Raw genomic sequence first — 10,746 nt, 5'->3', positions numbered from 1 at the left:
CCGAAGCTCGACGTCCAGGCGGTCTCCGCGTCGACGACCCTCGATCTCGCGGAAGACCTGCGCTACGCCGTCACGTCCCCCGAGCTCAAGGGCAAGGTGAGCGCCACGATCGTCGATGCGGGCACCGGGACGCCCGCTGAGCTGCAGAAGGCGGCCGTGGCGGGCAAGATCGCCCTTGTCGAGGCGCGCCCGGCGGCGGTGGGTCGGGTGATGCTGCTCAATGCTCAGGCTCAGGCGGCGAAGGACGCCGGCGCGATCGCCGTGATCGCCTATGGCGCCCACGACGGACCGTACTGGGAGGATGTCGACTTCCGCGCGATGGGAGAGTTCCCCGACAAGACGCTTCCGACGCTGACGCTGTCGCGTGAGAAGGGACTCGAGCTGCTCGCCCTCGCGTCGGCGAAGAAGGGTGCGAAGCTGACCGGTACCGGCTACGGGTACCCGCCGTACGACTACGCGTTCGCCAAGGTGGAGCACGGCATCCCGTCCAGCCTCAACTACACGCTCGATGGATCGAACACGGCATCCGTCAGCAGCGCGGTGAAGGGGCAGACCGCGGGCACCTCTCTTCAGGAGTGGCACATGATGGTCACCGACGAGAGTTACATCGGCTACAACCGCTGGCTGGACGAGCCGATCGCCGAGCGGACGATCCACTACTACGCCGATCCGGCGGCGAGGTATCAGCACTCCGCGGAGGCCTACGCGGGCGGCGCGAACCCGGGCGAGGTGTTCCCGACGGCGTTCATGGGCGCGTTGCGCTCGTACCAGCCCGGCGAGACCGCGAGCGAGACGCTGCTCGGTCAGGTCGTGCACGGCGGGCTGCTGCCCGACCCGGCCTCGCCGGCCCAGTCGTCGGTGCGTCGCGAAGGCGACACCCTGATGATCGACCTGCCATACCGGGTCGACGGCGACGGCAACCCGAACATCGCCGGTCCCGACGGCGGAACCGACAGCCGGTTCCAGCTGTGGGTGGACGACGAGCTCTACGTGACCGGCGAGTACGCGAACGGCTCCGGCGAGGTGCCCGCCGAGGCGCGCACCTACCGCGTGCTCCTCGACGCCGACCGGTATGAGCGGTGGTGGACGCAGTCCACCGAGGTCAGCACCGAGTGGTCCTTCACGAGCAGCACCACCGATGCCCTCACGGTGCTGCCGCTGCTGCAGCTCGACTACGGCGTGCAGGGCCTCGACGCCCTGAACGTCGCCGCAGGAAAGCGGATCAGCCTGACCCCGACCGTGTCGCACCAGGACGGCTCGACGGGGGCGGCGATCAGCGGCCTCAAGCTGTGGGCGTCGTACGACGGCGGGCGCACGTGGACCACGATTGCGGTGACGGGCTCGGCCGGCTCGTACTCGGCCAGCATCACCCCGCCGAAGGGCACGACGAAGATCGCGCTCAAGTCCGAGGCGTGGGATGCCGCCGGCAGCACCTTCAAGGAGACGGTCCTGGACGCGATCGCACTGAAGTGACCCGCGGCAGCCGCACGGTGGCCCGCTGAGGGCGCAGAGCAGGACGACTCGGAGGGCTCGCGCAACGCGCGGCCCTCCGGTCGTGCACGGTGCAGGCCGGAGGGTCAGTCGGTGACGGTGAACACCGCGGAGCCGGTGTCGCCCTCGATCACGCGACGGTAGTCCTCGGCGACGATTTCTCGCAGGACGTCGGCATCGATCTCCTCGAGGTCCTTGATGTAGAGGCAGCCCACACCCGTCTCGTGGGGTCCGAGCTTGCCGAGCCGGTCGGCGTGGGCGCCGGTGTCGAGCAGGTACACCGTGGTGGCCTGGCGACGCGGCGAGAACGCGGCGATGGGGACGTCGCCCTCGGTGCCGGTGGGGTAGCGGTAGTGGCACGACCCGAAGCCCACGATCGTGCCCCACATCTCGGGTTCGCGCCCGGTGACCTCACGCAAGAGCGCGACCATCGTCTCGGCATCCCGCTGCCGCTTCGCGGGACTCACCCCGGCGACGAACTCGCCGACGTCCGCTTCCGTCTTCTTCATCAGACGCCTCCGCCGCCGGATTTCGCCGCGGCCTTCATGGCGCGCTTGTGCTCGCGCACCTTCGTCAACGACTCCGGCGAGACGATGTCGGCGACGCTGCGGAACGAGCCGTCCTCGCCGTAGGGCGCGGATGCCTCACGCCACCCGTCGCCGGTGAACCCGTACTGCTTACCCAGCAGCGCAAGGAAGATCTTCGCCTTCTGCTCCCCGAACCCCGGCAAAGCCCTGAGCCGCTTCAGCACGGTCGCGCCGTCCGGCTCGTCGCGCGTCCAGATCGCCGCGGCGTCGTCGTCCCAGTCCCGGCCGATCGCCGCGCAGAGCGCCTGCACGCGAGCGGCCATCGACCCCGGGAACCGGTGCACCGCGGGGGTGGCCGAGAACAGCCCCGCGAACGCCTCCGGATCGAAGCTCGCAAGGGCGGCGGCATCCAGCGTCCCCGCGCGTTCCGAGATCTTGAGCGGACCGGCGAATGCGGTCTCCATCGCGACCTGCTGGTCGAGCAGCATGCCGATGAGCAGGGCGAGCGGATCGTCGGTCAGCAGGCGATCGGCCTCGTCGTCACCCGTGATGTGGAGCGTCATGGCCCCCAGTCTCCCACCCCGGGCCGACGCCGGAACAGGCCGGTGCCCACGGTGCGGACGGCACCGCCGCTCGGCCGTGGAAGGATCGACGGAAACCCTGATTTGATGAGGTTCGCAGAACCCCCATCAGCGTCGAACGAACCGCGGAGGACCGAGCCCATGCCCGATCGCCGCGCGCTCTCGTCGGCGCGACTGCTGTGGGCGCGCTCCCGCGCGCGCATCGGGCTTCTCGGCAGCGCGGCCGCGACCGTCGCCGCCGCGGTGGCGACCATGTGCCTCGTGCTGGCCAGGCTTCGCCGCACGGTCGAGACGGCCGGCGAGCCGCCCCCTCCGGGGTTGACCGCCGATGAGGTGGCGGATCTCGTGGGGATCGGCGCGGCGGCACTGGCCTCGGCCGCGCCGGCGCTCGTCCTGCTCGTCGCGCTCGTCGCCGGAACGGCGATGGCGCAGCTCGCGCGCCTCGTGGCCGCCGCACGGGAGCACGAGACGCTGGCGATCCGGGCACGCGGCTTCTCACGCAATCAGGCATGGGGAGCGGATGCCGCGGAAGGCGTCGCCGTCGCGCTCGCGGGGGCGATCATCGGCGTCGTGCTGGCCGCCGCACTGGCCGGCCAGGTCGGTGCCGGTGCGGTCGAGGTGGTCTCGTCCTGGCCGTGGGTGATCGCCATGGCGCTCGCGCTGGCCGCGGTGTTCGCGATCGCGCTGCGACGCGGCGAGCAGCGGCGCACCGCCGGGCGCGCAGCGCGCGCCACGACTGCCGTCGTCGTCGTGGTGGTGGTGCTGGCGTCGGCCCTCGTGGTGTGGCAGCTGCCCCTCGCCCGCGGGGCGGGGTTCGACCCGATCGTCGCGCTCGCACCCGCCGTCGTGCTGATGGCGGGGGCCCTGGTGGCGCTCGCGGCGTTCGGAGGCGCCGCCGCGGCGTGGTCCCGGCCCGCCGCCGCCTTTCCGTCGCTGCAGCCCGGGTATCCCGCGCGGCAGGTCGCCCGACGCCTGCCCATCTATGCGGTCGCCGTACTGCTGGTGACCCTCACCGTCGCGCAGGCGGTCTTCGCTTCGGCGTACACGGCGACGTGGCAGGCGATGACCACCGATTCGGCGGCGGTGCGTGCCGGCGCCGACCTGCGCGTCGACATGACGCCGCAGTCCGCGTCGCCCGGCGACGTGGTCGCCGCGGGTGTGCCGGGAACGGATGCCTCGTCCTCGGCGTACGCGGGCGTGATCGAGATCGGCCGCCTCGAGGCCGACCTGGTGTCGGTGCCGTCCGCGCAGATCGAGCCGGTGGTGACCTCGGCGGGCGGACTCGTGGACAAAGAGGCCCTCATCGCCGCGGCGGACGCCACGGGGGAGGGCGTGGTCCTGTCGGAGCCGGTGCCGCTCGGCGACGGCGCCACCGGGATCGCGGCGACCGTCGGCGTGACCGTCGAGTCCGGCAGTCTCTCCGGTTTCAGCCTGGTGGCGCTGCTGCTCGATGGCCATGGCACGCCCGTCACGCTGCGTCTCTCCGGCGAACCGCAGCCGGCAGAGGACGGCACTGCGCTGCTCGTGGCGACCGCGGACCTTCCTGACGGCGCGTCGCCGTGGCGCCTCCTCGCGATCGGCGCCGGAACCGGCCCGAGCATCGCGGGGTCGAGCGTCGCGGTCGAGCTGTCGGAGGTCGTGGTCGCCGGCGGCGGACCGCTCGACGTGGAAGGCTCCGCGCACCTCGAAGGCGGCAGCAGCGAAGCCGTGCTCTGGCTCGCCGACGGCGGCGTCCTCGCGGCGGCGCCCGACCTCGCGGCGTCGGAAGGAGGGCCCGCCGTGGCGGCCGTCGTCACGACGGCGCTCGCCTCTCGCCTCGGCGCGGTCGTCGGCGACCCGATCGACTTCCGGTACGCCGGGACAGGGCGGCAGGGTGCCGCGGTGATCACGTCGATCGTCGACGCCGTGCCCGGCGCGTCCGATCCGCTCGCCCTGTTCGTCCCGCTCGAGTTGCTGCTGACGTCGCAGCTTCAGCGGGGCACGTCGATCGTGCCGTCGAACTCGGTCTGGGTCGCCGGCGACCCGGCCGCCGACGATGCCCTCAGCGCCGCGCTCGGTGACCGGCCGGTGATGACTGCCACGCCCGGGCTCTCGGCGAGCGTCGTCGGCGCTCTGGTGCCCGGCTGGTGGATCGCCACGGCGGGATCGGCCGTGCTGTCGCTCGTCGCGGCCTTCGCGATCGTGCAGACCCTCGCCCTCGCGCGTCGACGCGAACTCGGGGTGCTCCGCGCCCTCGGGGTGACCGCGTCCCGCCAGGCGCGCATGCGCGCGGCCGAGCTCGGCGGCGTCTTCGCAGCGGCCGTCGTGCTCGGTGCGGCCGCGGGCGCCCTGGTGTCGTGGCTGATCGTGCCCGGGCTGGTGCGGGCGGTGACCGCCGGCATCCTTCCCCTCGCCGGAGCAGTGTCGTTCGCGTGGCTGCCGCTCGCTCTCGCGCTCGGCGGCCTCGTCGTCGCGCTGGGCGTGATCGTCGCGGCCGCCGCGATCGGCGCCGGACGCGTCGCGCGGTCCGCGACCGTCGGGGAGGAGGCGCGATGAGCCGCCGTGTGTCCACCCGTGCCCTGGTCGCGCACCATCTGCGCTCCCGCGCCGGGGGCGGGGCGATCGTCGCGTCCCTCGTGCTGGTGCTGTCGCTGGTCGCGACGGCGGCGCCGATCGCCCTCGGCCTCCTCGGCGACGCGGCGCTGCGCGACCGGCTGGACTCCCTGCCGGCGACCGGGCGCGACGTCGTCGCCGACTCTCCCTTCTTCCCGGTGATGCCCGAGACGGACCCGTTCCCGCCGACCGACGCCGACGACGTCTGGGTCGACTTCCTCGTCGCGCTCGAAGGCATCCGGCGCGGTGCCGACGAACCCCTTCCCGACGTGCTCGGCGAGGCGCGCGCGGTGGCTTCGGTGCCTGGCGCGCGGATCCTCGAGGATCCCGCGACGCAGGCGCTGACCATGGCGTTCTCGCCGGGCTACGAGTCCGAGATCCGCATGGTCGAGGGCGCCGCGCCCGGGCCGGCGGTGGTCGCGGACGACGGCTCCCTCCGCGTCGAGGTCGTCCTGTCGCGCGAGACGGCGCAGGAGCTCGAGTGGCAGGTCGGCGACGAGCGGCATCTGGGCTCCGACCCGCTGCCCTACGTCGTCGTGCTGTCGGGGGTGTTCGAGCCTGCCGACGCCTCGTCCCCGTTCTGGCAGCACGTGCCCTCGGTGCTCCAGCCGAGCATCTCCGACGACGGCAATCGCGCGCGCGAGGTGACGGGCACCGCGTTCGCCCATCCGGCGTCCGCGGCCACGGCGGCCATGCTCACCAGCCTCGGGCTCCGTCCCGCCACCGTCGTGTGGTATCCCACGGACGTCGACGAGATCGATGCCGACAACGCCGAGCAGACCGTCGCCGCGCTCAACAAGCTCACGTCCGTGTCGCACACCATCGCGAGCTCGGCCGAGGGCGTCGGCATCCTGAGTCTGAAGTTCGACGCCGACATCACCGGCGAGATCGAACTCGCCCTCGCACAGCAGTCGTCGACGGCCGGGGTGATCGCGATGCTGATCGCCGGCCCGATCGGCGTCGCCGCGGCCGTCCTCGCCCTCGGCTGCCGGCTCATCCTCGAGAGCCGCCGATCGGCCATGCGCCTGATGTCGGCGCGCGGCGCCTCGGTGGGGCAGCTGCGCCGCCTGCTCGGCATCGAGGGTGCGATCACGGGGCTCGTGCCCGCGATCGTGGGAGCGTCGGCCGTCGTCCTCGCGGCGGCGCTCCTGTTCGGAGCCGCGCCGCCGGCCGCGGGACTCGTCCCCGCGCTGCTGGTCGGTCTTGCGCCGGTCGTGATCCTGGCGATCCTCGCGCCGTCGGCCGGTGAACGCCCGCTGCGCGCCGACCTCAGCCGGCGCGGCTCGCGCCTGCGGCTCGTCGTCGAAGGTGTGCTCGTCGGATTCGCCGCGCTCGCGCTGGTGCTCCTCTTCGTCCGGGGCTACACCGCCGGCGTCGACCTCCTGCTCGCCGCGACGCCGCTGCTGCTGTCGCTCGTCGCCTGCCTCGTCACCCTGCGCCTCTACCCGCTGCCCCTCACCGCGGTGCTGTCGCGGGCGCGCGCGGGCGCCGGTGCCGACGCGTTCCTCGGCGCCGCCCGGGCCCTGCGCGAACCCTCGATCGGGCTCACACCGGTGCTGGCCCTCGTCGTGGGCGTCTCCGTCGCGGTGTCCTCCGGCATCCTTCTCTCGGCCCTGCAGACAGGTGTGGCCGACGCCTCCCGTGCGCAGATCGGCGCCGATGTGCGCGTCACGGGAGGAAGCTTCACGCGCGACCAGCTCGGCCGCGTCGCGGACGTCGACGGGGTGGTCGGCGTCGCCGGGATCTCGGGGGCCGAGCCCGCGACCCTCGACATCGACGGCGTCAAGCGAGCGACCTCGGTCTTCGTCGTAGAGGCGAGCGAGCTCGCCGCGGTGCAGGGCGATGGACCCGGGATGCTGCCCGCCGAACTCGTGGCGGATGCCGGTGCCTCCCTCGGGTCCGGTGCCGGCGCCGCGGTGCCCGTCGTGGTGTCGGGCGCGACGGCCGACGCGATCGGCGGAGCGGACGACCTGCGCGTCGACGGCGCGGACGTCGCCGTCGTCGGGGTGACCCGCGGGCCGGTGCCGACCGGCGTCCGCGAGAACTGGGTCGTGATCGACTCCGCGTACGCCGAGAGCACGCTGGGGCGCGACCCGACCGACCGCACGGTGCTCGTCGCGCTCGACGAGGGCGCGGCGCCCGGCGACGTGGCCGACGATCTGCGCACGATCCTGGGATCGGCCGTGCGCATCGACACCTCGGACGAGATCGCAGACGCCATCGAGTCGGGCCCGGCCGTGCAGGGGGTGCGCGGGGCGCTGCTTCTCGCGACCGCCGTGACGGCGCTGCTCAGCGCGCTGGCGCTCGCGATGACCCTGACCCTTGCCGCTGCGCCCCGCGCGCGTGTGCTCGCTCTGCTGCGCACGCTCGGAGCACCGCCCCGGTCGGCGACCTCGCTCGCACTGTGGGAGATCGGGCCCCCGGCGGTGGCGGCCGTCGTCGCCGGAACGGTCTTCGGGGCGCTTGTGCCCCTCGTCGTGCTCGCGGCCGTCGACCTGCGGCCCTTCACCGGATCGTCGGTGCAGCCCGGCTACGGGATCGACCCGGCGATCCTCCTCATCACCCTGGGCGGGTTCCTCGCCCTCGCCGCGCTGCTCACCGCCGTCGTCCTGCTCGTCTCCCGCCGCGCCCGCGCGGCGGGAGCGCTGCGGACGGTGGAGGAAGGATAGGACTCATGGCTCGACAGGCTCATCGCGCCGACCCCGGCGGATCCGGCGCACGCCGATCCGGTGCACGCCGATCCGGTGCAGGAGGGACGGAATCAACGGACGCCGACATCCTGTGCCTCGACCTGGTGCGCATCTTCAAGGTGCCGTCGGGCAACGGGGCGGATGTCGAGGTGCAGGCGCTGCAGGGGCTGAACCTGCGCGTCGACCCCGGCGAGCTCGTGGCCGTCGTCGGAGCCTCGGGGTCGGGCAAGTCGACCCTGCTGTCGATCCTGTCGAGCCTCGACCAGCCGACTGCGGGTGTCGCGCGCGTGGCAGGGCACGATCTGCTCACGATGAAGGAGAAGGAGCGCGTGGGATTCCGCCGCCGCAGCGTCGGCTTCGTGTGGCAGCAGACCTCGCGGAACCTTCTCCCGTACCTGTCTGCGAGCGAGAACGTCGCCGCAGCGCTCGCGATCGCCGGCACCGTGCGCGCAGCCGCCCCGCGGCGGGCGCGGGTGGCGGAGCTGCTCGACCTGCTCGAGGTGTCGCACTGCGCCGAGCGCCGGCCCGCAGAGATGTCGGGCGGCGAGCAGCAGCGCGTCGCCATCGCCGTCGGAATCGCCAACGACCCCCGCGTGCTGCTCGCCGACGAGCCCACCGGCGAACTCGACGACGTGACGAGCGCACACGTGCTCGAGGCCATGCGCTCGGTGAACCGTGAGCTCGGAGTGACGACGCTGATCGTGACGCACGACCCGGCTGTCTCCGAGCACGTGGCTCGCACGGTCCAGATCCGTGACGGCCGTACGTCGACAGAGGTGCTGCGATCGACGCGCGTCGACGAGCACGGCGCCGAGGAGCACGTCGCCGAGGAGTACGCGGTGCTCGACCGCGTGGGCCGGCTCCAGCTGCCCGACGAGTTCGTCACCGCGCTCGACTTGCGCGAGCGGGTGCGACTCGCCCTCGAGCCCGACCACGTCGGAGTGTGGCCGGGAGCACCGGCACCGGCTTCGTCCGACGGCCCGGGCGTTTCGTCTTCGGGCGCTGGAGCGCCCTTCGCTCAACGACCGGAGGCCGAGCTCCCGGTCGGTGATCCCGCGGCGTTCGACGTCCCGGTCGTTGAGCGAGCGAGGAACGCGCGAGACGAAACGCCGCTGCTCGAAGACGAACCACGTGCCGCGGCATCCGATCTCCCCACGGAGGACCCCTCGTGACCATTGCACTGCGCGGCGAGAAGCTGAGCCGCACATTCTCATCGGCCGCGGGTGATGTGCACGCGTGCGTCGACGTCGACATCGAGGTCTCCGCGGGTGAGCTGGTGGTGGTCCGCGGCGCGTCCGGCGCCGGCAAGACGACGCTGCTCAACCTGCTCGGAGGTCTCGACACCCCCACCTCGGGCAGGGTGTGGATCGGCGACGTCGAGGCCACCGCGCTCGCCGAGGACGATCTCGCGGCCCTCCGCCGCGAACGCCTGGGGTTCGTGTTCCAGTCGTTCGGCCTCATCCCGATCCTGTCGGCGGCCGAGAACGTCGAACTGCCGTTGCGGATCGCGCGGACCCCGCCCGCCGAGCGCGACGCGAGGGTCGCCGAGGCGCTCGCTCTGGTCGGGCTCGCCGACCATGCCGCGCAGCGTCCGACGGAGCTGTCGGGTGGCCAGCAGCAGCGCGTCGGCATCGCCCGCGCGTTCGTGGTGCGCCCTCACGTGCTGATCGCCGACGAGCCGACCGGTCAGCTCGATTCGCGCACGGCGGTCACCGTCATGGACCTCATCGGCGACCTCGTGCACTCGCAGGGCCTCGCCGCCGTCGTCTCGACCCACGACCCCCTGCTCGTCCAGCGCGCCGACCGCGTGATCGAGCTGCATGACGGACACGTGACCGCTGTGACGGCCGGCGTCCGGGGTGCCGCGGCCACCGCGCCGTGAGACGCGATCGCGATCAGGGGTCCCGCCAGGGCGACTGAGCGGCCAGGGACGAATGGGAGGATGGATGCCGTGACCGTCCCGACGCCCCTCCCAGACGCCGCCGGCGCCTCGCCCAGGGCCTCCAGGGGTGCCGGAACAGCCGCCGAACCGTTCCTGGACCTCGTCGACCATGCCCGGCACACGCGCGTGGTCGTGATCGGCGGAGGCATCGCCGGACTGGTCGCGGCGTGGGAGTGCGTCAAGGTCGGGATGAGCGTCACGCTCGTCGAGGCATCCGATCGCCTCGGCGGCACGATCGGTTCGACGCGTCTCGCCGGCCTCGACCTCGAGACCGGCGCCACCTGCTGGTCCACCCGGGGCGGCGCCGTGCGGAAGCTCGTCGCCGAGGTGCTCCCCGACGCCGCGATCGCGTCTCCCCGCGACGACCGCGAGTGGATCGCCGGCCTGGCGAAGGGGACGGCGGCGCCGATCCCGGCCGACCAGGTGCTCGGCATCCCGGCGAATCCGTGGGATGAGAGCGTTCGCCGCGTGATCGGCTGGGGCGGCACCTGGCGCGCCTATCTCGACCGCCTGCGACCGCCGCTGACGATCGGCGCGCAGCGCAGCGCCGGGCGGCTCGTGCGCAGCCGCATGGGAGCCAAGGTGCGCGACCGCCTCGTTGCGCCGCTCACCGTCGACCGCCTCGGCCTCGACCCCGACGACGTCGACGTCGAGATCGCGGCGCCGGGACTCAGCACCGCCCTCACTCGCACGGGCTGGCTGGGCGGCGCCGTCGCCGATGTGCGCGTCGGCGCCACGGGGTCGGCGATCGAAGGACTGGACGGCGGGATGCCGCAGCTCGTGGCGGCGCTCGCCCAGCGCCTGACTGAGCGCGGGGCCGCTGTCCACACCGGCGCCCGTGTGACCGGACTCGCGCGTACGGGTGACGCGTGGACCGTGAGTCTTGCGGCTGTCGAGGACTGCCCCGATTCCCCGGTCGTTGA

8 protein-coding genes are annotated in these 10,746 nt (G+C 73.2%); 6 read left to right on the top strand and 2 right to left on the bottom strand.

Annotation, left to right across the window (positions count from 1 at the left end; all coding sequences use genetic code 11):
• The coding region (locus B1729_RS19260) for a PA domain-containing protein (protein ID WP_204318974.1) at nt 1–1,473 on the top strand (1,473 nt) is incomplete at its 5' end.
• A gap of 104 nt (nt 1,474–1,577) precedes the next feature.
• On the opposite strand, the gene B1729_RS19255 is transcribed toward B1729_RS19260, so the two are convergent.
• Nucleotides 1,578–2,000 carry a DUF1801 domain-containing protein gene (locus B1729_RS19255; RefSeq protein ID WP_163634427.1) on the bottom strand — a complete coding sequence of 141 codons (423 nt, stop codon included), beginning with the start codon at nt 1,998–2,000 and terminating at the stop codon, nt 1,578–1,580.
• Nucleotides 2,000–2,581, bottom strand: coding sequence for an HhH-GPD-type base excision DNA repair protein (locus tag B1729_RS19250; protein WP_163616937.1), 582 nt, complete (start codon nt 2,579–2,581; stop codon nt 2,000–2,002). Before B1729_RS19250 ends, B1729_RS19255 begins: the two co-directional genes overlap by 1 nt.
• A 159-nt stretch (nt 2,582–2,740) precedes the next feature.
• Between B1729_RS19250 and B1729_RS19245 the strand changes: the two genes are divergently transcribed.
• From B1729_RS19245 to B1729_RS19225, 5 genes are all read left to right on the top strand, one after another.
• Nucleotides 2,741–5,134, top strand: a complete 2,394-nt coding sequence (locus tag B1729_RS19245) for an FtsX-like permease family protein (RefSeq protein ID WP_163634425.1) — start codon at nt 2,741–2,743, stop codon at nt 5,132–5,134.
• Nucleotides 5,131–7,860 (top strand): FtsX-like permease family protein, encoded by a 2,730-nt coding sequence (locus B1729_RS19240; RefSeq protein WP_163634423.1) that lies wholly within the window; start codon nt 5,131–5,133, stop codon nt 7,858–7,860. The genes B1729_RS19245 and B1729_RS19240 overlap by 4 nt, the downstream gene beginning before the upstream one ends.
• 5 nt (nt 7,861–7,865) lie before the next feature.
• Entirely contained in the window at nt 7,866–9,053 is a 1,188-nt protein-coding gene (locus B1729_RS19235) for an ABC transporter ATP-binding protein (protein WP_239539722.1), read from the top strand.
• The gene (locus B1729_RS19230; protein ID WP_163634421.1) at nt 9,050–9,763 is read left to right on the top strand and encodes an ABC transporter ATP-binding protein; all 714 of its coding nucleotides are present in this window, start codon (nt 9,050–9,052) and stop codon (nt 9,761–9,763) included. The genes B1729_RS19235 and B1729_RS19230 overlap by 4 nt, the downstream gene beginning before the upstream one ends.
• 69 nt (nt 9,764–9,832) lie before the next feature.
• On the top strand, nt 9,833–10,746 hold a 914-nt coding region (locus tag B1729_RS19225), incomplete at its 3' end, for an FAD-dependent oxidoreductase (RefSeq protein ID WP_239539721.1).

This window comes from Microbacterium sp. B35-04 (genome assembly GCF_010634885.1).
Classification (GTDB): domain Bacteria; phylum Actinomycetota; class Actinomycetes; order Actinomycetales; family Microbacteriaceae; genus Microbacterium.
Note: the sequence above shows the minus strand (reverse complement) of the source record. Positions and strands in the feature narration are given on the sequence as shown.

Coding starts and splice junctions, on each gene's coding strand:
- B1729_RS19255 (WP_163634427.1), bottom strand. CDS start 2,000: ATGAAGAAGACGGAAGCGGACGTCGGCGAGTTCGTCGCCGGGGTGAGT.
- B1729_RS19250 (WP_163616937.1), bottom strand. CDS start 2,581: ATGACGCTCCACATCACGGGTGACGACGAGGCCGATCGCCTGCTGACC.
- B1729_RS19245 (WP_163634425.1), top strand. CDS start 2,741: ATGCCCGATCGCCGCGCGCTCTCGTCGGCGCGACTGCTGTGGGCGCGC.
- B1729_RS19240 (WP_163634423.1), top strand. CDS start 5,131: ATGAGCCGCCGTGTGTCCACCCGTGCCCTGGTCGCGCACCATCTGCGC.
- B1729_RS19235 (WP_239539722.1), top strand. CDS start 7,866: ATGGCTCGACAGGCTCATCGCGCCGACCCCGGCGGATCCGGCGCACGC.